General features: G+C 62.5%; 20 protein-coding genes and 2 pseudogenes. 10 read left to right on the plus strand and 12 right to left on the minus strand.

Translation table 11 applies throughout. The features are described from left to right. Nucleotides 1-39: 39 nt before the first annotated feature. Together groES and X744_RS143375 are read right to left on the minus strand one after the other, a co-directional pair. Complete coding sequence (gene groES / locus X744_RS0138295) at nucleotides 40-336, minus strand: co-chaperone GroES (protein ID WP_031261112.1); 297 nt, start codon at nucleotides 334-336, stop codon at nucleotides 40-42. Nucleotides 337-512: 176 nt separating this feature from the next. Beyond that, nucleotides 513-1,139, minus strand: a complete 627-nt coding sequence (locus tag X744_RS143375) for a TetR/AcrR family transcriptional regulator (protein ID WP_023762274.1) — start codon at nucleotides 1,137-1,139, stop codon at nucleotides 513-515. 124 nt (nucleotides 1,140-1,263) lie between these two features. Here X744_RS143375 and X744_RS143370 point away from each other — a divergent pair, with 124 nt between their 5' ends. From X744_RS143370 to X744_RS03945, 3 genes and pseudogenes are all read left to right on the plus strand, one after another. Continuing rightward, the gene (locus X744_RS143370; protein ID WP_023762275.1) at nucleotides 1,264-2,451 is read left to right on the plus strand and encodes an MFS transporter; all 1,188 of its coding nucleotides are present in this window, start codon (nucleotides 1,264-1,266) and stop codon (nucleotides 2,449-2,451) included. Between the two features lie 11 nt (nucleotides 2,452-2,462). Continuing rightward, a complete protein-coding gene (locus X744_RS143365) occupies nucleotides 2,463-3,764 on the plus strand; it encodes a D-arabinono-1,4-lactone oxidase (RefSeq protein ID WP_023762276.1) in 1,302 nt (433 codons plus the stop codon). Beyond that, nucleotides 3,761-4,790, plus strand: a pseudogene (locus X744_RS03945) (alanine racemase). The gene X744_RS143365 and the pseudogene X744_RS03945 overlap by 4 nt, the downstream one beginning before the upstream one ends. 4 nt (nucleotides 4,791-4,794) lie before the next feature. On the opposite strand, the pseudogene X744_RS143360 reads toward X744_RS03945, so the two are convergent. Continuing rightward, nucleotides 4,795-5,184: pseudogene (locus X744_RS143360) on the minus strand (GyrI-like domain-containing protein); the annotation flags it as partial. Nucleotides 5,185-5,354: 170 nt separating this feature from the next. Here X744_RS143360 and X744_RS143355 point away from each other — a divergent pair. After that, nucleotides 5,355-5,738, plus strand: coding sequence for a hypothetical protein (locus X744_RS143355; RefSeq protein WP_023762279.1), 384 nt, complete (start codon nucleotides 5,355-5,357; stop codon nucleotides 5,736-5,738). A gap of 34 nt (nucleotides 5,739-5,772) precedes the next feature. Here X744_RS143355 and X744_RS143350 read toward each other — a convergent pair whose 3' ends face one another. Genes X744_RS143350 through X744_RS143325 form a run of 6 tightly spaced genes read right to left on the minus strand, consistent with a single transcriptional unit; the run spans nucleotide 5,773 to nucleotide 11,567 of the window. After that, entirely contained in the window at nucleotides 5,773-6,708 is a 936-nt protein-coding gene (locus X744_RS143350) for a phosphatidate cytidylyltransferase (protein WP_023762280.1), read from the minus strand. Beyond that, complete coding sequence (locus X744_RS143345; protein ID WP_023762281.1) at nucleotides 6,708-7,370, minus strand: lysophospholipid acyltransferase family protein; 663 nt, start codon at nucleotides 7,368-7,370, stop codon at nucleotides 6,708-6,710. The genes X744_RS143350 and X744_RS143345 overlap by 1 nt, the downstream gene beginning before the upstream one ends. Continuing rightward, nucleotides 7,367-7,810, minus strand: coding sequence for a hypothetical protein (locus X744_RS143340; protein ID WP_023762282.1), 444 nt, complete (start codon nucleotides 7,808-7,810; stop codon nucleotides 7,367-7,369). The genes X744_RS143345 and X744_RS143340 overlap by 4 nt, the downstream gene beginning before the upstream one ends. Next, on the minus strand, nucleotides 7,807-9,132 hold the full coding sequence (locus X744_RS143335; protein WP_023762283.1) for a phosphatase PAP2/dual specificity phosphatase family protein: 1,326 nt from the start codon (nucleotides 9,130-9,132) through the stop codon (nucleotides 7,807-7,809). The genes X744_RS143340 and X744_RS143335 overlap by 4 nt, the downstream gene beginning before the upstream one ends. Nucleotides 9,133-9,137: 5 nt before the next feature. Further along, nucleotides 9,138-10,919, minus strand: a complete 1,782-nt coding sequence (locus X744_RS143330) for a bifunctional alpha/beta hydrolase/class I SAM-dependent methyltransferase (protein ID WP_050589596.1) — start codon at nucleotides 10,917-10,919, stop codon at nucleotides 9,138-9,140. A gap of 39 nt (nucleotides 10,920-10,958) precedes the next feature. Beyond that, entirely contained in the window at nucleotides 10,959-11,567 is a 609-nt protein-coding gene (locus X744_RS143325) for a CDP-alcohol phosphatidyltransferase family protein (RefSeq protein ID WP_023762285.1), read from the minus strand. Nucleotides 11,568-11,781: 214 nt separating this feature from the next. On the opposite strand from X744_RS143325, the gene X744_RS143320 reads away from it, so the two are divergent. The 4 genes from X744_RS143320 to X744_RS143305 all read left to right on the plus strand — a co-directional run bounded on the left by X744_RS143320 (nucleotide 11,782) and on the right by X744_RS143305 (nucleotide 18,395). Then, entirely contained in the window at nucleotides 11,782-12,261 is a 480-nt protein-coding gene (locus tag X744_RS143320; protein WP_023762286.1) for a MarR family transcriptional regulator, read from the plus strand. Continuing rightward, entirely contained in the window at nucleotides 12,258-13,439 is a 1,182-nt protein-coding gene (locus X744_RS143315) for an HlyD family secretion protein (RefSeq protein ID WP_023762287.1), read from the plus strand. Before X744_RS143320 ends, X744_RS143315 begins: the two co-directional genes overlap by 4 nt. 307 nt (nucleotides 13,440-13,746) lie before the next feature. Beyond that, complete coding sequence (locus X744_RS143310) at nucleotides 13,747-15,279, plus strand: DHA2 family efflux MFS transporter permease subunit (protein ID WP_023762288.1); 1,533 nt, start codon at nucleotides 13,747-13,749, stop codon at nucleotides 15,277-15,279. Between the two features lie 404 nt (nucleotides 15,280-15,683). Next, the gene (locus tag X744_RS143305) at nucleotides 15,684-18,395 is read left to right on the plus strand and encodes an EAL domain-containing protein (protein ID WP_245266834.1); all 2,712 of its coding nucleotides are present in this window, start codon (nucleotides 15,684-15,686) and stop codon (nucleotides 18,393-18,395) included. A 68-nt stretch (nucleotides 18,396-18,463) separates the two neighbouring features. On the opposite strand, the gene X744_RS143300 is transcribed toward X744_RS143305, so the two are convergent. Both X744_RS143300 and X744_RS143295 read right to left on the minus strand, forming a co-directional pair. Next, nucleotides 18,464-18,979, minus strand: coding sequence for a CAP domain-containing protein (locus X744_RS143300; protein ID WP_023762290.1), 516 nt, complete (start codon nucleotides 18,977-18,979; stop codon nucleotides 18,464-18,466). Between the two features lie 72 nt (nucleotides 18,980-19,051). Continuing rightward, nucleotides 19,052-19,408, minus strand: a complete 357-nt coding sequence (locus tag X744_RS143295) for a helix-turn-helix domain-containing protein (protein ID WP_023762291.1) — start codon at nucleotides 19,406-19,408, stop codon at nucleotides 19,052-19,054. Nucleotides 19,409-19,514: 106 nt separating this feature from the next. Between X744_RS143295 and X744_RS143290 the strand changes: the two genes are divergently transcribed. Together X744_RS143290 and X744_RS143285 are read left to right on the plus strand one after the other, a co-directional pair. After that, nucleotides 19,515-20,219: a glutathione S-transferase family protein gene (locus X744_RS143290; protein ID WP_023762292.1), complete on the plus strand. Its 705-nt coding sequence runs from the start codon at nucleotides 19,515-19,517 to the stop codon at nucleotides 20,217-20,219. Between the two features lie 218 nt (nucleotides 20,220-20,437). Further along, on the plus strand, nucleotides 20,438-21,265 hold the full coding sequence (locus tag X744_RS143285) for a DUF2189 domain-containing protein (RefSeq protein ID WP_023762293.1): 828 nt from the start codon (nucleotides 20,438-20,440) through the stop codon (nucleotides 21,263-21,265). 10 nt (nucleotides 21,266-21,275) lie between these two features. Here the strand turns inward: X744_RS143285 and X744_RS143280 are convergent, their stop codons facing one another. Beyond that, on the minus strand, nucleotides 21,276-21,908 hold the full coding sequence (locus X744_RS143280; protein ID WP_023762294.1) for a LysE family translocator: 633 nt from the start codon (nucleotides 21,906-21,908) through the stop codon (nucleotides 21,276-21,278). Nucleotides 21,909-21,932 lie beyond the last annotated feature (24 nt).

Consider the following 21,932-nt stretch of genomic DNA (forward strand, 5'->3'; position numbering starts at 1 on the left):
GATTGAGCCCGGGAATTCAGTTGATGAAAAGGCCTGATATCAGCCGATGATGCCCATGATGTCGGATTCCTTCATGATCAGAAGGTCTTCGCCATTGAGCTTGACTTCCGTGCCCGACCACTTGCCGAACAGGATGCGGTCGCCGGTCTTGACATCCAGCGGAACCAGCTTGCCAGCTTCGTCACGAGCGCCGGAGCCGACGGCGATGATCTCGCCTTCCTGCGGCTTTTCCTTTGCCGTGTCGGGGATGATGATCCCGCCAGCGGTCTTGGATTCGGATTCGACCCGACGAACGACCACGCGGTCATGAAGCGGGCGGAACTTCGACTTTGCCATTTTTTCTTCCTCGATGAGAACGGTGAGAAACAGTTCCTCCGTCCGGCGGCGCCGGACATATGAGTTAGCACTCACCAATGGCGAGTGCTAACGTGGCGCTGAAATAGGCTGGCGGCCTGCCAGAGTCAAGGCGCGTAGCGCTGACCTGGAGCGTGAAATTTTCTACGGATTGAAGCTTACAGAAACAGCCGCAGCTGGGTGTGGATGATCGAACGATAATCCGCGATTGTCCGCCGGCGTTCCGCGTCGCCCTCGGCAAGTGCCAGGCGCACCACGCCACCGGCTAGCTGGAAGATCAGGAGAACGATGCGTTCGAACTGCTCGCGCTTGCCCGGCTCGATCAAGGCGGCGACATGGTCGCAGAACATCCTGGCCTGATGCCGGGTTTCGGCGATGTCGAGATTCTTGAGCGCCTTGTCGGCCTGGATGGCGTTCTGCAGATCCTGGATGGCCGGATCGCCGGCGACGCGGCTGAGATAGTCGTCAAGCAGCCGGTCGGCGGCCACGATCACGTCCTTCGCCTCGCGGACATCGGCGATGATCGCGGTCAGCCGTGCACGGCTGGCCTCTGAAAACCGCTCATAGAGCATCGCCAGGATCGCCGATTTGTTGGGGAAGTAATGGTAGACGGTGGCGATCGGCCCACCCGCCAGCAGGCTGACTTCCTTCATGGTAACGGCGTCGATGCCCTTCTCGCCGATCAGCCGCATGGTCGTCGACAGGATCGCGTCGATGCGCTCGCGGCTGCGTTCCTGCTTGGGTCTGCGCCTGGGCTCGGTGGCTGTTTTCGTCACTTCCGTCATGCACCGATCTCTAGCGCGGGCTTTTCAGATTCCGGTTGACAAAAAATATGATCAAATATCAGTTTCCAGAATGCTGACAGGTTGTCAGTTTTTTTACCGCACGGCAAGCACTTGGGAGGCGCCTTTGGCTTCGACAAATACCGGCCACGCAGGCGATGACGACTGGCTGGTCGGCAATCCGACCAGCGCACAGCTTGCGTCGGCACTGTGGGTTGGCTCGGTCGGCTTGCTCATCCTCGGGCTGCAGCCCGTGCTGCTCGGCGCGCTCTACACCGAGGGGCATGTCAGCGGCGATGAACTGGCGCTGGTTGCGACCGCCGAGATGGTCGCCATCGCCATCGGTTCGGCTGTCCTGGCGATGCTGCTTTCGGCGCATAACATGCGCTGGAAAAGTGCCGTCCTTTTGCTGCTGCTGGCGCTGGCCAATGTGTGGACGGCCTATGCCGCAACCGCCAACACGCTGATCGCTGCCCGCGCGCTGGCCGGGCTTGCCGAGGGCGGTCTGGTGGCGGTCGCCACCGAGTTGATCGCCCGCTCGCGGCGCGCCGAGCGCATCGGCGGCTATTTCGTCACCATGCAGACGCTGGCGCAATGCGCGACTGCCCTGTTGCTGGCGCTCTATGTCATTCCAGCAGCCGGATCGGCGGGCGGCTTCATCGTGCTTGCCGTCGTCTGCATCGCGTCGCTGGCGGTCGCCTTCACCGTCCCCGGCGACTATGCCGATCTGCCCAAGGACGAGAATCTGGCCGGTGTGCTGACGGTACCTTCGCTCACCGCGCTGCTGTCGGTGTTCTGCTACTTCATGTTCTTCGGTGCGGTCTGGGCCTTTCTGGAGCCGCTTGGCGCACAATACGGCATCGATGGCCGCACCGTCGGCCTGATCGTCTCGGCGAGCCTGGCAGTGCAGGTCCTGGGTGCGATGACGGCAACCATCTTCGAGGCGCGCATCGATTATCGCTTGGCCATCGCCACGATCGGCGCCGTCGCACTTGTCAGCTCGCTGATCCTCGCCAGCGGGCCCGGCCTCACGACATTCTGGATAGCCGCTCTGGTCATGGGCTTCATCCTCTTGTTCATCGTGCCCTACCAGATCCGGCTGGCGATCACCGCCGACGAGACGCGCACCGCCGTGCTCTTGGTGCCGGCAGCCCAGCTGTTCGGCCTGGCGATCGGGCCGATCGCCGCGTCGCTGCTGATCGACGGCAAGGATTTCCGGCCGGTGCCGGAATTCGCCGCCGCCAGCGCCGTTGCGAGCGTGCTTCTGCTCGGTCTGTTCATCCTGGTGACGCGGCGTCGCCGCGCCGTTGCCTGAGCGGGAGCGCCATGTCGAGCAATTGGAGCAACTGGTCCGGTTTCGTGCGCGCCGAGCCGAAGCTTATCGCCAGTCCCGCCGATGCCGGCGAACTTGGTGATCTCGTGCGCACCGCGCCCGGCCCGGTGCGCGTCGTCGGCGCCGGTCATTCCTTCACGCCGTTGGTGAAATCCGAAGGTACCATCCTGTCCCTGGAGAGACTGGAAGGGCTGGTCTCGCACGACGCCGAAAAACATCAGGCGCGGGTGCGGACAGGGACCCGGCTCGGCCCGCTGATGCACATCCTGCAAGGCATTGGCCAGGGCCTGCCCAATATGGGCGACATCGACCGCCAGGCGATTGGTGGTGCGCTGGGCACAGCCACGCACGGCTCGGGACCGACGCTCGGCGCCTATCACACGCAGCTGGAGACGGTGCAGATCGTCGACGGCCTTGGCAAGTTGCGTGACTTCAGGCGGGCAGGGGACCAGGAGATGATCCACGCCATCGGCGTCGCGCTCGGCGCCTTCGGCGTGATGACCGAAGTGACGCTCAACAACATCCCGACCTACCGGCTGCGCCGCCGCAAATGGGTGCTGCCGATCGCCGATATGCTGCGCGAGTTCGAGACGATGATGGCCGCGCATCGCTCGGCCGAATTCTATTACATTCCGTTTTCCGGCTATGCGCAGTTCATCGCCAGCGATCTCAGCGACGCAGCTCCGACCCCGCGACCGCCCGAAGCGGATGAGGCTGGGTTGAGGACGCTGCGTCGGCTGCGCACCGCGCTCGCCTGGCTGCCGTCGCTGCGCGGCCGCCTGATCCGCTCGGCGGTCGCCAAATTCCCGGCCGAGGACTACGTGCAGGACTGGCTGAACGTCTATGCCAGCGACCGCCAGACCAAGTTCAACGAGATGGAATATCATTTGCCTTTCGAGGCGGGCCCGAAGGCGTTGGCCGGAATCATCGAGCTGACGGAGAAGCATTTTCCGGAGGTTTATTTTCCGATGGAGGTGCGCACCGTTGCCCCCGACGAATTCTGGCTGTCGCCATTCTACAGGAGGCCGACCTGCTCGATCGCCATCCACCATGACGCGGCAAACGATCCGCTGCCGTTCATGCGGGCGGCCGAGCCGATCTTCCGCAAATACAGCGGCAGGCCGCATTGGGGCAAGATGCACAGCCTGAAGGCGGCGGAGCTGAAAAAGCTCTATCCGCGCTGGGACGACGCCATGGCGGTGCGCCGCGATATCGATCCGCAAAACCGCTTGGTCTCGCCCTACATGGCCGGCCTGTTCGGCATCGAGCCCAGTCCTTCTGGCAGCGAACGATGAGCGCCTATTTTTCCGCCCTGTCGGACGCACTGAAGGAAGCCGGCATCTTGCAGCCCTGTCTGGTGCTGGATATCGACCGGCTGGACCGCAACATCGCGCTGGTGAAAGAGCGGCTTGATCCCGGCCTTGCCGTGCGGTTGGTCGACAAGTCGCTCGCCTGCCTGCCCCTGCTCGCCCATATCGGCAAGGCGCTTGGCACCAATCACGTCATGACCTTCCATCCGCCGATCAGCGAGGCCGTGCTGAAGGCGTTTCCCGATGCCGATCTGCTGTACGGTAAGCCGATGCCGGTCGGCGCGGCAAGGGCGGCGCTGATGAACGGCGAGGCCGACTGGACGCGTGTCTGCTGGCTGATCGATACGCAGGACCGACTGGCGGAATATGGCGCACTCGCCGACGAACTCGAGATCGAGCTGCGCATCGCCTTCGAGATCGACGTCGGATTGCATCGCGGCGGCTTTGCCAGCCCGGAGGCGTTGTCGCAGGCACTGAGCGCACTGCCATCCCACAAACGCCTGCGTTGCGAAGGCGTCATGGCCTACGAGGCGCACGCGCCGCACATTCCCGGCCTGTTCGGCGGGCCGGTGAAAGCGTTGGCAAAGGCGTCGGCGCAGGCCACGGCGTTCGTCGCTTGTCTCGGCGCCGACCAGCGCCGCATCTTGAATATCGGCGGCAGCAAGACCGCACTGCTCCATCATGGCAGCGTCGCCAATGAAGTGTCGATGGGCTCGGCCTTCGTGCTGCCCAGCGATTTCGCCACGCCCGGCCTTGAGGGCTTCCAACCGGGTGCCTTCATCGCGACGCCGATCCTGAAAGTCGTCGAGCCGATGCTGCCCGGCCCGCTGGCCGTCACCCGCCTGCTACAGGCACTCGGCCGGTTTCCGCGCAAGGGCTGCTATCTCTATGGCGGCAAGTGGATGGCCGAGNCCGACGCAGAGCGAGGCCGTGCTGCAGCAGTTCGGGTCGATCGCGGTGTTCTCCGGCGGCAGGATAATCGATCGCTGGCCGGCACTGCCGCTGGCGTGATCGCTTACGCTTTCACCGGCATCCAGATCTCCAGCCCGCCATCGCCGCTGAGCGGATCGAATTCGGGGCCGTAGCGTTCGAATTCCGTCGCATCCGATATCTCATGGCCGGACGCCGGCAGCCATTTGTTCCAGATCGTGTTGACCGTACGGCGGATGGTCGAGATGTGCTCGCGATGGGCGAACACCGCATATTTCTGTGCCGGCACCCGCACCCGGCTGAATTCCTTCGGCAGGTTGGAAAAGTCCGACACCTCGACGCCGGCGATGTAGTCGAAATTGCCGGAATCGTCGCCGTTGACGCAGACGCCATAGGCGACGTCGCCTGTCTCGCCCGGAATGTTGCCGATATAGGGGCCGAAGCGCTGCCACTGCATCGGGATGGCGGCGCTGGTTCGCAGCTTCGAGACAGACACCTAAGCATCTCCTAATGTAGATAAGTATAAATTAGAAAAGTATTCCAGAAATTGAGTCAAAATACCAAAGTCGTTTTGTGGAATCTTAACAAGAGTCGCATATCGCAGAGAAGGTACAAGTAGAAATAGATGAGTGGAGGTTTTATCCTATGCGGCCAAAATATCATCCGCTGTCACTTGCTTTTCGGGTGCTGTACCCGATGGTGCCGGTGTCGATCTTCGTAGGAATTGGCTGGTTTTGGGGACTCCCCGAAGTTTGGCATCTGCCTCAACCTGAAGCTAAATCAGACAACAAGCTGTGGCTTGTCACCTATGTCGGCCCGAAGGTCAGTGAGGTGGTGGGACCGCTATCCAGCGGTATGGATGAGTGTTCTGATCGCGCTTCGGAAATGAACGAGCAATGGCTGAAACAGATGGCCTCCGAAGATGAGGCTGGTGCAAACGGCGAAACAGATTTTGAGAAGACCATGTCCGCAAAGTGCATCAAGGCGTTTTTCCGGCCGGTCGTAAGCTACCGGCCGGAAGACGCTTAGGCTCACTCTGGAGAGGCGGCTACAGACGGCTCACTCAGACCGTCCAGAAATAGCGCACGATGTGAAAGAAGACCGGGGCGGCGAAGACCAGGCTGTCGGTGCGGTCCATCATGCCGCCATGGCCCTCGATCAGATGGCCCCAGTCCTTGACGCCCTGGTCGCGCTTGATGGCCGAGGCGACCAGACCGCCCAGAAATCCCATCGAGCAGGCGACGAAGGCCACGGCCGCCGCCTGCAACGGCGAAAACGGCGTCACGAACGACAGCAGCGCGCCGAGCAGGCTCGCCGACACCAGTCCGCCGATCAGGCCTTCCCAGGTTTTCGATGGCGAGACGTTCGGCGAAAAGCGGTGTTTTCCAAAGAGCTTGCCGAAGATGTACTGCAGCACGTCGCTGCCTTGCACGACGATGATCAGGAAGGCGATCAGCAACAGGGTGCGACCTTCGAAGCCCGGCACGTCGAGTGTCAGCAGGGCAGGGACATGGCTGACGCAATAGACCGCGATCATCACCGCCCATTGCTGCGCGGCGATCCGCTCGAGGAAGCGTTCGGTGTCGCCATGCAGCGCCGTGATCGCCGGCATCAACAGGAAGCAATAGACCGGAATGAAGATGACGAAGAGCCCGTACCAGGCGGTCCACACCAGCCAGTATTGAAACGGTATGATGATGCCGAACATGCCAAGCAGCACCCAATGGTCGCTGCGGCGCGTATGCGTCAGCGTCACGAATTCGCGCAGCGCGGCGAACGAAATCAGCGCGAACAGGATGGTCATGCCGTAGCGGCCGAAGAAGAAGGCGACCGTCATCATCGCCACCATCACCCACCAGGAGTTGATGCGCTGGGTGAGGTTGACCAGCGTCGAACTCAGCGGCTTCGGCGCCCGCGCCGAGAGTATGGCGGCGACGGTGCTGGCGGTGGTCAAAACGGCCAGCAGGCCGATAATCAGGATGGAGATATCGTAGCGCATCAATCGTCTCGCTCGGGACGCGGGTTGAGCGCCAGGAGCGTGGCGTGGGCACGCTCGAGAAAGGCACGGCGTTCTTCGCCCGCGCCAACCGCCACCGGTGCGCCGAAGACGACGCGGCACAGCAGCGGCACCGGCAGGAACTGTCCCTTGGGCAGCACACGTGACATGTTCTCGATCCAGCACGGGATCAGCTCGACCTGCGGCCGCGCCATCGACAGATTGTAGAGCCCGGAGCGGAACGCCAGCAGCGGCTCCTCGGTCATGTTGCGGGTGCCCTCGGGAAACAGGATCAGCGAGTGGCCCTGGTCGAGAACCGACAGCATGATCTCGATCGGATTTTCCTCAGGCTTCGTCCATTGCCGGTTGATGAGCACGGACGACAGCATGTCCTGCGCGATGAAGCGGCGCAGCCGCGACTTTCCCCAATATTCGCCGGCGGCAACCGCATGCGTGATCGCGCGCTCCCTTTCACTGAGGCACGCCGACAGCAGGATGAAGTCGCCATGGCTGGTGTGGTTGGCGAAATAGATGCGCTGCCGGTCGGATGGCAGGCTGCCGCTCCAGATCGGACGCACGCCGGTCACCATCCAGGCCAGCGCCGAGAGGCCGACGGAGGTTACCGTCTGCAGCAAGGTGAAGGTTTTCAGCGAAAGCCTGTTCATCGTGGCGCCCAGAATCCCGCCGCCAGAAGCGCTACGGCAAATAACGCCAGGGCCGTGCGCTGCTTGAACAGCAAGCGGCCTGTGCCGGCCATGCGGTCTTCGAGCGTCCGTGTCGTGGACGCGGCGGGTTTCAGGCGCATGCGCGCCAGCATGTCGTCCACCGCGGCGCCACCGGAAGCTTCGTCATTGTGGCTGCCCATCAGCCGGAACAGCAGCGCATCGAACGCCAGCAGTGCCGACAGCGCCAGCACGGCGACAGCGGTTGCGGCGGTGGTGGACAGCGCGAGGGCTGCAGGCAAGGTCTCGAAGGCGCCGCGCGCCGAAGCGGCAAGGGGCGCAAGGATATTTGCGGCCACAACGAGTGCGGCCGGCCATGCGGCCTGCTGCATCAGCATGCGGGCGAAGCGGTCGACGCGGTCCTGGTAGGCACTGCCGGTCATGGCGCAGTCCGCTCCGTGGTCTCGGCAAGATGAACTGGCCGGCCGACGGCGATCAGCTTCTCGCGGGCAAGCGTCGGTGTTTCGGCTCTGCCGGTCGCCACCAGCCATTCGGCGACGACGCCGGCGCTCCGCTGGAAGCCGAGCGCACAGCACACCAGCACGGTGCCGTCGCGGCGCGCGCTCTCCAGCGCGCTGGTTGCCTGTTGCTGTATCGCCATTTCGGGCGGCAACAGGTCGATCATCGGAAAGCTGATCCAGCGGCAATCGGCTCCCGCCGGCTTCTCAAGTTCGGCGGCGAGGTCGATGACCGTGCCGAAGCCGTTGGCCTCGCTTGCGGTGGGAAAGCGCCCGAGAAAGACACCGTTGGCAACCGCCACCTGGGGAGGAAGATTGCGCGTCCAGGCCCAGATGTTTGCCCAGGCGCCGAGACGGTAGGGCAAGAGCAGGATACGGCTTGCAAGCGTGATGCCGCCATCGGCGGATTTCTGGAACACCTTTGAGCCGGACCCGGCATAAGCACAGGCGACGATGGACAGCGCCAGCGCCGGCCAAAGCAGGAGAAGCGCGACGGCCCAAAAGAAGGCGCCGAGCGCGGCACTGGCCACCGCAAGGGTGCCGCCCAGCGCATAGTACAGCGCCAGCCGCCGCGCCTTCGCATCGCTGGTCAGCCGGAAGCCTGAAAACGGCAATACGCCGCTGCACGGAAACAGCCACAGCGCAAAAAAACCGAGCAGTGCTCCGGTCGGGATGTCGATGAAATGATGCTGCCAGGTCGTCAGCACCGAGGCACCGATCAGAAAGCACCAGCCATGCCAGAGCGGCAGGAGAAAGCCGCTGAGCCGGTGGCGCCAATGATCCCAGATGATGACCAGCAGGGCGATGTGCAGCGACGGCGCTTGGTTGAACGGTTTGTCGAAGCCGCCGAGCACAGCAAACAGGAAGCCCGGCAGCCCGGTCGTTGCGGGCCGCACGAACGTCGCGGTCAGCGGGAACAGGATGAAGCAGGCAACGGCGACGATCTGCGCCATGAGATAACGTCCGGCCAGGCGGTCGACCCCTTGCCTGTTGTCGTTGAGCAGCAGCGACAGGCCGTAGAACACGTTGATCGACCAGTAGGGCACGATGGTCCAGGCGAGGAACGGGATGCTGTGTTCCCACGAGAACACGATGCTGCCGACATCGTCGCGCCGCGACGCCAGCCAGTTGGCGAAGCCGTAGCTGAGGTAGAAGAACGGCGCCAGGAAGCCCAGCCAAACGACTGCCCTGACGACCACCCGTACATAAGGTTCGGTGCGCGCTGTGGATGCAAGCAATGACACCATCCTGTTCAGCGTCGCCGTGCGACCGAGACGGTGAAGATGCCCCACTGGTCGATGCGCTGGTCGAGCTTGTCGAAACCGGCGGCTTCGACAAGCTGGTCCATCTCGCCTTGCGTGCGCCGGCGCATAACCCAGGCCTCGCCGCCGCGATGCGAGGTCAGGCTGCGGGCGATCATCTCGAGCTGCGGGTGCCAGGGCTGGTTGGTATAGAGCAACAGGCTGCCCGGCTGCATGGCGCGGGCCAATCCACCGAGCGAGCGGCCGATCATCGCATTGTCGGAGAACAGCTCGTAGAGGCCGGAGACGATGGCGAGGTCGGGCGCCGGATCGGCTTTGGCGAGCATGTCGGCATCAAAGGCGTCGGCGCGCTGGAACGAGACATCAGCCGGCAATTGCCGTTCGGCGATCAGCTTGCGGCCAAGCTGGACGTTGAGGTCGGAATAGTCCTGCAGGCGCACGCTCGTCGGCTGGTCGGGGCTCTTCATGATGGCATCGAGAACATAGCGGCCGTGGCCGGCGGCGATGTCGAGGATGTGCGCTGGACGCCCGGTCGCCTTGTGCGTCGCCAGGCAAGCGCCGATCAGCTCTTCGAGATGCAATTTGCGCTGCCGGATGCCGCGCCAGCCGATGGCCTCCAGGAAGACCCGGTCGACGACGCGGCCAAGGGGTGTGAGACCCCGCGCGTCGTTCTCGTAGACGTAATCCAGCGTCGAGCCGGAATCGAAGCCGGTGTCGATGCCGGTCTTCATGCCCTGGGAGACCCAGGCGCCCATGCGGATGGAGGCACGGCTGAATGCCCAATAGAGGCCTTTGGGCGACAACAGATCGAGCGGCGAGGCAAGCCTGTCGGCCTCGTCGCGGGTGTAGCCGGCAATATCCGCCTGCTTCAGGTCGGCCGGCGCATCCGGTGCTGCGAACTGCCTGGCCAGGAACGGCCGGATCAGGTCGAGGGCCTGCGCGCGGTCGCGCTCGCCCAGCGTATCGTGGAAGAAACCCGGCAACACATGGCGTTCCTTGGTACGGCTGCCGAGATTGACGAAGAACTGGTGCTGCGGGCCGTGGCGCACCACCCAGTCGCTGCCCGAGAGCAGCAGCTGCGTCGGCACGGTGATGGCGCGGGCGTCAGCGACAATCCGGGCGGCGTGCTGGTAGAGCTCGACCAGGATGTTGGAGGCGATCGGCCGGGTGATCAGCGGATCGCTCTCGAAGGAGGCGATGCGCACGGGATCATGGGTCAGGAATTTCGCCTTGACATAGGAATTGACGAAGAAGCGACCCTTGATCTTCTGCCACAACGCGATGCCTTCCCTAGCGAAGGGCACGTAGAGTTTTACCGAAAAGGCCGGTGAGGCCAGCACCATGGCGCGCAGCTTCGGCGCATAGTCGTGCACCCAGGCTGCCGCGAGCACGGCGCCGAAGGACTGCGCGATCAGCGCGATATCCTGCGTGGCGAAGCCATCCCTGGCGGCAATCTCGCGCATGAAGCAGTCGATGTCGCGCACCAGGGCCGAGAAGGATGGGGCATAGCCGCGCTCGCCGGACGAGCGGCCATTGCCGCGGGCATCCCAGGCATAGAAAGCATGGTCCGGCATCTGCAATTCGTCGACCAGATGGGCCATGCGGCCGCCATGCTCATGACCGCGATGGAAGAGCACCACCGCTCCCTTGGCATCGGCGGAAGCCGCCGGCCAGAACCGGTAGAAGATCTCCGTCCCGTCATGGCTGCGGAAGACCCGCTCCTGCGCTTGCCGCTCAAAGCTTTCCGTGGCCGCGGCGATCGGTTCGTGCATCATGGTCTTTCCCTTTGGCGGCATGGCGAGCCCCGATGCTCAGCTGGCGCTGCCAATAAGGCCGGCGCGTATCCGGTTTATGGCGGTCAGCAGCGAAAGCGTTGCCATCGCCGGAAACACAAATGGCGCGATGGATGCCGGCCAGAGCCCGGCCGCGCACAGCACCGCGACCACGCCCAGCGCCAATGCCCTGTCGCTCTTGCCGAACGGCCCGGCATAGTTTCGCCCGACCTTGGCGGCGATGCCGAGCACACCGGCGAACTCGGTCAGCACGGCCGATATCGCGAAGGCGATGACGCCCCATGCGCCAAATTCCGGAAAGACGGCAAAAGGGAGTGTCAACGCGAGGTCCGAAACGACGTCGCAAAACTCGTTCAGATACATGCCGAGGGTCGAGGCCTGTCCGTGTTCCCGCGCCAGCATGCCATCCACGGCATTCAGCGCCATCCGCACGAACATCACTGCGGGAACAAGCAACAGCAGCCAGCGCCATTCATGCAAGATCGCGATGGCCATACCGGCCGCGATCGACATCACGGCCGCCAGGATGGTTATGCTGTTTGCGGTGACCCCGATCGCCGCCAGTCGGTTGACCAGCGGCCGCAGCCTTCCCTGGAAAGCCGGCTTGAGAGCGTAAAGCGTCGGCATTTTCGTGATCCCCCGATCCTGACCAACGGCTGTACATCAATATGTCGGACACGACCAGCATGACATGGCGGAGCGGCTATGCCGACTGGCATGGCGACCAGGCGCTCACCAATCGCTAACCATGACTGCATCGCGTGGCTGTCATGCACATTTGCCAGCTTCTTGTGCAACGCGGCATCTTGAATAGTAAGCACGCTTATTATATATCCCGCTCATGGTTTCCGATGGCATCGACAGATTGGGCTTCTTGATCCACGACGTGCAGCGCCTGATGCGCAAGCGCTTCGAGGCGAGGGCCAGTGGCTTGGGGCTTTCTTCGGCGCAATGGCGGCTTCTGGTCCGCGTTGCCAAGGAAGACGGCGTCGCGCAGGCGCGGCTGGCCGAACTTCTCGAAATCGAGCCGATCAGTGTTTCTCGCCTGGTCGATCGCATGGAGGAGGGCGGCTGGATCGAGCGTCGTCCCGACGCTGCCGATCGCCGTGTCCGCATGATCTTCCTGACGCCCAAGGCGAGCGATGCCTACGCCGTGATCAAGAGCATTGCCGGGGAAGTCTACGAGGAATCGCTCGTCGGCGTGAAGCCGGAAGCCCGTCGTGTCCTCATAGAGGGGCTTGAGGCGATGGTCCGGAACCTGACCGACGACGAGACGCCATCCATTGAAAAAGTGAAGACTACAGAAGGCACAGCAGCATGAACGCGGTAGCCAAGATAGACGAGAAAGTGACCGAGCTGGAAATGGAAGCGCCGGAGAAGCCGGCCGCGGCCCCGGTGACGGTTGCTCCCCCGGTGCAGCCGGCCCTGGCGCCAGTGAAGAAAAAGCGTCGGCTGGGCCGTCTCTTGCTGATGGTCGCGCTGCCTGCGGCACTGGCTGTCGGCGGCGGTTACGTCTGGGTCACCGGCGGCCGCTACCAGGAGACGGAGAACGCCAATCTGCAGCAGGCCAAGGTATCGATCGCTTCCGACACGGCCGGGCGTATCGTTCAGGTCGACATCGCCGACAACCAGCTGGTCAAGCAGGGTGACGTGCTGTTTGCCATTGACCCCGAGCCCTACCGGATCGCCCTGGCCCAGGCCGACGCGGCGGTTGCGGGAGCGCGTCTCAATGTCGAGCAGCTGCGCGCGGCTTATGGTCAGTCGATGGCTCAGCAAAAGTCCGACACCAGCCAAGTCGCCTTCGCCCAGTCGCAGTTCGACCGCGCCGCCGACCTTGCCCAGAAGGGCATCAACGCCAAGTCGTCGCTGGACGAAGCCAAGAACGATCTCGACAAGGCCAGGGAGCAGCTCGCCGTTGCCGAGCAAGGCATCATCAGCGCCAAGGCAGCCCTTGGCGGCAATCCCGACATCGAGACCGACAAGCATCCGACCGTGATGGCCGCGCTCGCCGCGCGTGACAAGGCGGCCTATGACCTGGCGCAGACCACGGTCAAGGCGCCGGCCGACGGCGTCATCAGCCAGGCTTCCTCATTCAAGGTCGGTCAGTATGTCGGTTCCGGCACGCCGCTGTTCTCGCTGGTCGAGACCGGCGACACCTGGATCGCCGCCAATTTCAAGGAAACGCAGCTCACCCACATGAAGCCCGGGCAGAAGGCCGATATCGTGGTCGACACCTACCCGGGGCGCACCTTCGAGGCGACGGTCAAGGCGATTGGCGCCGGCACGGGAGCCGAATTCTCGCTGCTGCCGGCCCAGAATGCCACCGGCAACTGGGTCAAGGTCACGCAACGCATTCCGGTGCGCCTCGAACTGATCGATGCAGACGCCAAGATGGCGTTGCGCACCGGCATGAGCGCCACCGTCACCGTCGACACCGGCGTGGCACGTGGCCTGCCGTCGATCTTCGGCCACGCCACGGCAGGCGAGGCCGCGCAGTAAAGTCAGCGGAATCCCGCGGGGACCTGCGGGTGGAAGCGAGTAGCAGGATCGGTCTGATGGAGGAGTGGGAAGGATCAGCGTCTGGGCGAAGCCGCCGCGCGGCTTGATCGGAATCTGAAATCTTCGGCACGGACCCGTCGGTCCTCATGTTTCCGGGCGGCAGGCATCCGCTCATCAGAGACTTTCGGTCGATGTAACCCCCACATCGATAATCGCGTCCCACCGCGATGAAGGTCTCTCAACGGAAGGCGTTGCCGCCCGGAAACCCGTTGTACACGTTTTTGTTATCTGCTGGAAGTTCCACGTCATGAGCACGCCCGAACCCTTCAAAGAAGTGCCGCATCGCGGCCTGATCACGGTCGCGCTCATGCTGGCGACGATCATGCAGGCGCTCGACACGACGATCGCCAACGTCGCGTTGCCGACCATGACCGGCGATCTCGGCGCCTCACCCGACAACATCAACTGGGTGCTGACCTCCTACATCGTCGCCGCCGCCATCATGACGCCGGTGACCGGCTGGCTGGCCGACCGCTTCGGCCGCAAGGAACTGTTCCTGGGGGCGGTTGTCGGCTTCACCGTGTTCTCGATGCTGTGCGGTATCGCCTGGAGCCTGGAGAGCATAGTGTTCTTCCGGCTGATGCAGGGCGTGTTCGGCGCCGCCATCGTGCCACTGTCGCAAACCTTCCTGCTCGACATCAACCCCAGGGAACGCCACGGCCAGGCAATGGCCATCTGGGGAGCCGGCATCATGCTGGGGCCAATCCTGGGCCCGACGCTCGGCGGCTGGCTGACCGAGAATTTCAACTGGCGCTGGGTGTTCTTCATCAATTTGCCGGTCGGCATCATCGCCTTCCTCGGCATGGCCGCCTATCTGCCGGCGGTTGCCCGGCGGGTGCGCAGCTTCGATTTCTTCGGCTTCGCCATGTTATCGCTCGGTGTCGGTGCGCTGCAGCTGCTGCTCGACCGCGGCGGCGAGGTCGACTGGTTTTCTTCGGTCGAGATCTGGATCGAGCTTGCTCTTTCGATCACCGGATTCTGGGTGTTCATCATCCACACGCTGACGGCGGAACGTCCTTTCATCGATCCGAAGATCTTCCTCGACCGCAATTTCGTGACCGGGCTGGCATTCATCTTCGTCATGGGCGTGCTGATCCTGGCCTCGATGTCGCTGCTGCCGCCGATGCTGTCGACCATCTTCGGCTATCCGACCGTCACCATCGGTGTCGTCTTGGGGCCGCGCGGTGTCGGCACGATGATTTCGATGCTTGTCGTCGGGCGGCTGATGAGCAGGATCGACGCCAGGATTCTTGTCGTCATCGGCTTTCTGCTGACCGCGCAGTCACTCTACACCATGTCCAGCTTCACGCCGCAGATGGACAACTGGCTGATCCTCAGCTCCGGCGTCATCCAGGGCCTGGGCATGGGAATGGTGTTCGTGCCGCTGTCGACCGTCGCCTTCGCCACGCTTGACGTGCGGTTCCGCACAGATGCCACAGCCTTGTTCAGCCTGGTGCGCAATCTCGGCTCGTCCATCGGCGTGTCGGTGGTGACGGTTCTGATGGTGCGCAACACGCAGGTCAATCACACCGAGCTTTCGGCCTTCATCAACCCGTTCAACCCAAATCTCTGGGCCGCCTCTCCGGCAGCCGCAAGCGGCGATCCAATGGCGCTTTCGCAGGTCGATCGTGTGGTCAATCTTCAGGCGATGATGATCTCTTACGTCAACGACTTCAAAATACTCATGGTGATGACGCTGCTTGCCATCCCGTTTGTGTTCCTGCTGCGCAAGCCAAAGCAGGCGCCGGCCGGTGGCGCACCAGCCGCGCATATGGACTGAAGCGCATCGCGTCGAAACGGATTCATGTGACGCGTTTTAGGTGTCTGGTTGCTATGCATGTCGTTGTCTCAAGCCGGGGCTACTTTTTGAGCGACATGCGTTAGATGCCGTTGCGCTTGAGGTTGTAAGTCTCCATGGCAACCAGTCTGGAGATTTATGAATATGCAGCTTGCATTCTCAACTATTCCAGTAGCGGATGGCGCAGTGGCGATCGCTCCGGGCGGTGTCGACCAAGTTCGTCCTGATGTTGAAGAATACCGGGTCCGGGAGCTAGATGGAGGGTTCGAGGACAGCCCTTGGCTTCAGGTATTCAGGCCACGCGGCGCCGATTTCGATCCGGTTCATCTGTCATTAGTATGTCCCTAATACTATAGGCGGACTTTCCGTCCAGGCGAGTGACATTTTTGCCAGACGCCAAATCGGAGGAACTCTGTTTGGTCACGAAATCATCCAGGCTAGCCATCGAGGTGCCCGAGTCGAGCGGTCTGGCCGTACTGGCAAAATTGGCCACGGCTTCCTACGAAACCCTAGAGCACGAGCTTCGAGCGACGATCGTCGAACTCGAGGGCCAGGCGCTCCGGTTCAAGACGGTGATCGACAATATATCGCAAGGCATTTGCTTTTTCGACGCCGATGAACGTCTGATCTTGTCCAACCGTCGCTATGCGGAAATCTACCGCATTGCGGTGGAGCAATTGCAGCCGGGCCTGACACTGGGTGAAATCGTCGAGCGACGCGTCGCGGCCGGAACATCCGCCATGGCTGCCGACGCCTATCTAGCATTGGCCCGGTCGGTCAATTCGAGTGTTACGTCGAGAATCTGGACCGCCAACCTGGCCGATGGCCGGACAATTCAGGTCTGCCACCAACCTATGCCCGACGGCGGCTGGGTTTCCACGCATGAGGATATTACGGAACTCGCGGCCAATCGCCAGTTTGTCGATGAACGCATCTCGCTGCAAACGCTGATCGACTGGGTGCCCGGCTATCTGTGGGTCAAGGACACCGAAAGCCGTTTCGTCGTGGTCAACAGGGCCCTTGCGTCCGACAGTGGCCGGGACAAGACAAGCGACATGATCGGCTTGACCGACTTTGATCTCCATGCTCCCGAACTTGCGCAGAAATTTCGCCTGATCGAACAGAACGTCCTCACCGGCGGACAGCCGATGATCGACGAGGAGGAGTTTGTTGTCGATGCGTCCGGCGCCGGCAAGTGGTTCTCGTCGACGAAGGTTCCGCTACGCAATGTTAAAAATGAGATATTCGGTCTAATTGGCATCGCCCACGACATCACTGCCCGCAAGCAAGCCGACGTCCTGCGTGACGGGCAAGCGCAAATCCTGGAAATGATCGCGATGAGTGCTCCGCTCGAGGACGTGCTCGACCGCCTCATGCGTCTCGTGGAATCCCAGCTGACAGGCATATTCGGTTCCGTCTTGCTCCTCGACAAGCATGGCAGCCATTTGCGGCACGGTGCGGCGCCGAGCTTGGTGAAAGGCTATACGAACGCCATCGATGGCATCGCCATCGGTCCCAAGGTCGGATCCTGTGGGACCGCCGTCTATCGGCGGGAGCCAGTCATTGTCGCCGACGTCATACAAGATCCGCTGTGGGAGGATTACCGCGAACTGGTGGCGGTATACGGATATCGTTCTTGCTGGTCGACCCCGATCCTGTCGCATCAGGGCGCGGTTTTGGGTGTCTTTGCAATGTATTCGATGACGGTGCGTGAACCGGTCGAGGCCGAGACCCGGCTGATTGATTTCACGACCCGCATCGCCGGTATAGCGATCGAGCGCAAACTGGCTGAAGACCAAATCCACTTCATGGCAAATCATGACGTGCTTACCGGGCTTCCTAATCGCGCCTTGCTGGAGGACCGGCTTTCTCAAGCCATCTTGTACGCGCAGCGATACGATCGCTGGGTGACGCTGGTGTTCATCGATCTCGACAATTTCAAGCTCGTCAACGATACGCTCGGCCACAATGCCGGAGACGAGCTCTTGAAGACCGTCGCCAGCCGTATGGTCGAATGCGTAAGGGCGACCGACACCGTTGTGCGACTTGGCGGCGATGAATTTGTGATCGTCCTGTTCGACCAGCCCACGGATGTCGATCTCATCTCCCAGAGCTTGCAGAAGATCCGGGCCGCGATCGCGGAGCCGGTTCATCTCGGAGAGCATCAGCTACGAACGACCGCCAGTATCGGCATCGCGAACTATCCCAAGGATGGAGCGAGCCCGGAAACACTCCTGGCCAATGCCGATGCAGCCATGTATCGCGCGAAAGAGTTCGGCCGCGACAATTTCCAGTTCTACGCTCCCGAATTCAACTCAAGGGCTCATGAAAAATTCGTGCTTCAAGAGGAATTGCGAAACGCCTTGGCCGCCTCGGAATTCGCGCTGGTCTACCAGCCGCAAGTTGATCTTCGCTCGGGGCGTGTCTTTGCGGTGGAAGCGTTGATACGCTGGAACCACCCAACACTGGGCCTGGTAGCGCCGACCAGCTTCATTCCTGCGGCCGAGGAGACAGGTCTGATCGTGCCGATCGGCGATTGGGTCCTGCACGAAGCCTGTCGACAGAACAAAGCCTGGCAGGATGCGGGTCTACCGCCGATGACGGTTTGCGTGAATGTGTCGGCTCGGCAATTCAGGGAAAAGAACCTGATCGGACGTGTCGTCAATGCACTCCAGGAGAGCGGCCTTGAGGCAAGCTACCTGGAGCTGGAGTTGACCGAAAGCCTCATCATGCAGGACACAGAGTTGGCCGTCGCGACGATGAACGAACTGCAACATCTTGGCGTTCAGATCTCGATCGACGATTTCGGGACGGGCTATTCCAGCCTCAGCGCACTCAAGACGTTTCCAGTTGCGCGGCTAAAGATCGACAAATCTTTCATCAACGACGTCGCCGATGACGAAAACGATCAGGCTGTTGCGAGCGCCGTGATTTCGTTGGGTCAAAAATTGAACATGAGGGTTATCGCCGAAGGCGTCGAAACCGACGATCAAGTGGCTTTCCTGCTCAAAAACAATTGCGATGAAATGCAGGGATATCACTTCAGCAAACCGGTCTCCGCACGGGACATCGAGACCTTGCTCAACCCCAAGGATTGACGGCTCAGCCATTGGTCCGCCGCGCAGCTTGACGAAGAAGCCGGCGGCCGACGGCGATACGCCTGCTGCTATTTCCCGAGCACGAGGCTCCAGTAACGGAGGTTGCTGTCGCTGCCATCGCGCGCATAGGCAAGGCCGAAACGGGTGAAGCGCGGGTCTAGCATGTTGCGGCGATGGCCGGCTGAATGCACCCAGATATCGAACAGCTTCTGCAGGTCGAAACGGCCCTCGGCGATGTTCTCCGCGGCCGCACCCGCAATGCCATTGTCTTTGACGCGCGAGGCAAAATCCTTGCCCCATCCGGTGGTGTGGCTCATGCGACGGCGTTGCGCCATGTAGCCGGCCTGCTGCAGTGCGGCCTGTTCGAGCTGCCGGTCGGGGACCAGCGCCGCGAGTCCGGCCGAAGCGCGGATGCCGGCCAGCGTGCCGGTGGCGGATGAGGAAACCCCGGCGCCTCCGCCGGCCGGCAGCGAAACGGTGCTGCAGGCGGCGAGCCCGGCCAGGGCTGCGAGGCCAGCGCCCTTAAGCAGCATGCGCCTGTTCAGGTTCGGGGTCGGATGGTCTTCGATTTTCGCAACGGTCATGCCCACCTGAGATAGTGGCGATCATGGCTTTTGCCGGGCAGGGCGGCGAAAACCGCGGTAGAATCGGTGATCCTAGGCGGCGGTATCGAGATTTGATTCCGTGGAACCGCCGACCCGATCGTTCTCCGTATGCACCCACCAGGCGCCGAGTGCATCGATCAGCGGCACAAGCTTGCGGCCGGGCGCCGTGAGATCGTAATCGACGCGCAACGGATAGCCCGGATACACCGTCCGCCGCACGATACCGGCGTCCTCCAGCTTGCGCAGTTCCAGCGCCAGGATGCGATGCGAGACGGTTGGGTTGTCGCGCCTCAGGTCACTGAACCGCTTGGTCCCGTCCTTCAGATAATAGAGCAGCAAGGTGGGCCAGCGGCCGCTGAGCACGCGCATGGTCTCTTCGATCGGGCAGCGTGAGACGACATCTTTCATGGGTAGTCCCTGGTTACAGAATTGTGCGTAATTTACATGGGGCGACCAGCGTTTAGGGTCAAGTTTCGCTGCGCGGCGTGATCCCTTGAATCATGGAAGAAAACAAATGGAACCTATCCTCCTTTATGGCTTCCCGGCGGGAAGCTCGATGGGGCTCGTCGCTGCCTTTGAACGCGTCGGGCAACCCTATCGCCTGTGTCGTGTCGATATGCTCACCGAGATGAAGAACGATGCCTATGCCAGCATCAACGGCCGTCAGGAAACACCGGTTTTGATCACCGACGAAGGCGCGGTGCTGACCGAGACCATGGCCATCGCCGCGTGGCTCGAAGCCCGCGACACGCAACGTCGCATCAGCTTCGACCCGCGCACGCCGCAAGCCGACCGCATGCATCAGCTGATGGCCTTCGTGAACACCGGGTTCACCGCCGCTTTCAGCCCGCTCTGGGTAGCATTGGAAATGGCCGCGGATGAACCGGCTCTGAAGGCGACTTTGCGCGACTTCGGCCGCAAGGCCGTCACCGAACGCCACGGCCGCCTTGAAGCGATGATCACCGATACGGACTTTCTGGTCGGCGATCGGCTGACGCTGGCGGATACCACGCTGATTGGCGTGGCCCGATGGGCGGAGTTCCACCAGGCGATCGACGGCGCTGCCTATCCCAGGCTGGCCGCGTTGCGCCGACGCATCGAGGCCGAACCGGTGGTGCGATATGCCCTAGCTGTCGAGGATGGCGAAAGCCCTGCTGGTTCGGGCGCCTGCCTTGGCCATGTGCCGCTGGCCGAGGTGATCGATCGCTTCGCTGCCTGACGCGCTTCAGGTATTTTCAACCGCGCAGCGCCGATATGCCATGCGCCGCGCGGTTGCAAAGGCGGTACCGATCCGGGAGAGAACCGGAATCAACCCAACCCGATCCATGGACTTGGCGACAAGCGGCTCTAAATCGACTAGAATAGCGTTTGAACGAAAAGTGGCAGCTCCGGGCGGCCATCCTGGCGGTGACCGCCCCGATATACGGGAGGAAGGTTATGGCCGGCTTTCATGTCATGGCGGACGCACGTGGAATGCACGTGCAGCCAGCAGTGCGGCGCATTACCACGTCGGACCTTTGGGATGCACTGCGCCTCGGCGCCGAGGATTTCTGGGCAAAGCCGTCGCATTACGTGTTCCTGTGCCTGATCTATCCCATCGTCGGCCTGATCCTGACGCGGTGGACGTCGTCTGGCGCCAATGCCATCCAGCTCATCTACCCCCTGATGTCGGGTTTCGCGCTGGTTGGACCGTTTGCCGCGATCGGCCTTTACGAGATCAGCCGCCGGCGCGAGCTCGGCATGGACACCTCCTGGTGGCATGCCCTTGACGTGCGCCGCTCGCCGGCGATTCCGTCGATCGTGGTGATCGGGGTAATGCTGGTCGCGCTGTTCCTATTGTGGCTGTACACCGCCCAGTCGATCTACACTGGCCTGTTTGGCGATCGGCCCCCGTCCTCGATCGGAGACTTCGTCCGCGAGGTGCTGACGACCAGCAAGGGCTGGACGCTGATCCTTGCCGGCAACGCTGCGGGTTTTGTCTTCGCCGCGGTCGTGCTGGCCACCACCGTGATTGCCTTCCCGCTGCTGCTCGACCGCGATGTCGGCGCCGTTTCGGCCATCGAGACCTCAGCGCGGGCGGTCATGACCAATCCGCTGCAGATGGCGCTATGGGGGCTGATGGTCGCCGTGCTTCTGGTGATCGGCTCGATCCCGCTGTTTGCCGGGCTCGCGGTGGTCATGCCGGTGCTCGGCCATGCCACCTGGCATCTCTACCGCAAGGTGGTCGAGCCGGAGCGCGCGCAGCAGCCTAAGAGGCCGATGTAACGAAGCGCTCTCAGCGCTGCGCGTCGGTCGCCATCTTCAGCGCCAGTGCCGCCAGCACGGTGCCCATCATCCAGCGCTGGATGACCAGCCACAAGGGCCGTCCGGAGAGGAAGGTGGCGATCGAACCGGCCGTCACCGCGATGATGGCATTGACGGTGAGGCTGATCGTGATCTGCGTGGCGCCCAGCACCAGAAGCTGCGACAGGACATGGCCTTTGCCCGGGCTGATGAACTGCGGCAGCAGCGACAGATACAGCACGGCCACCTTCGGGTTGAGCAGGTTGGTCATCAGGCCCATCGCGAACAGCTTGCGCGGCCTATCCCTTGGCAGTTCGCGCACCTGGAATGGCGAACGCCCGCCCGGCTTCACCGCCTGCCAGGCAAGCCAAAGGAGATAGAGCACACCGGCAAAACGCAGCGCGTCATAGGCATAGGGCACGGCGAGCAACAGCGCGGTGATGCCGAAGGCCGCCGCCAGCACATAGAAGAGAAAGCCGAGCGCCACGCCACCGAGCGAGATCAGCCCGGCCTTCGGCCCCTGCGACAGGGAACGCGAGATCAGATAGATCATATTGGGGCCTGGCGTCAGCACCATGCCGAGGCAGACCAGCGCGAAGGCGAGATGATTGGCGGTTTCGGGCATTGGTTCGTTCCCCTGCCGTGGGTA

The sequence above is a fragment of the Mesorhizobium sp. LNHC252B00 genome, from assembly GCF_000502955.1.
Classification (GTDB): domain Bacteria; phylum Pseudomonadota; class Alphaproteobacteria; order Rhizobiales; family Rhizobiaceae; genus Mesorhizobium.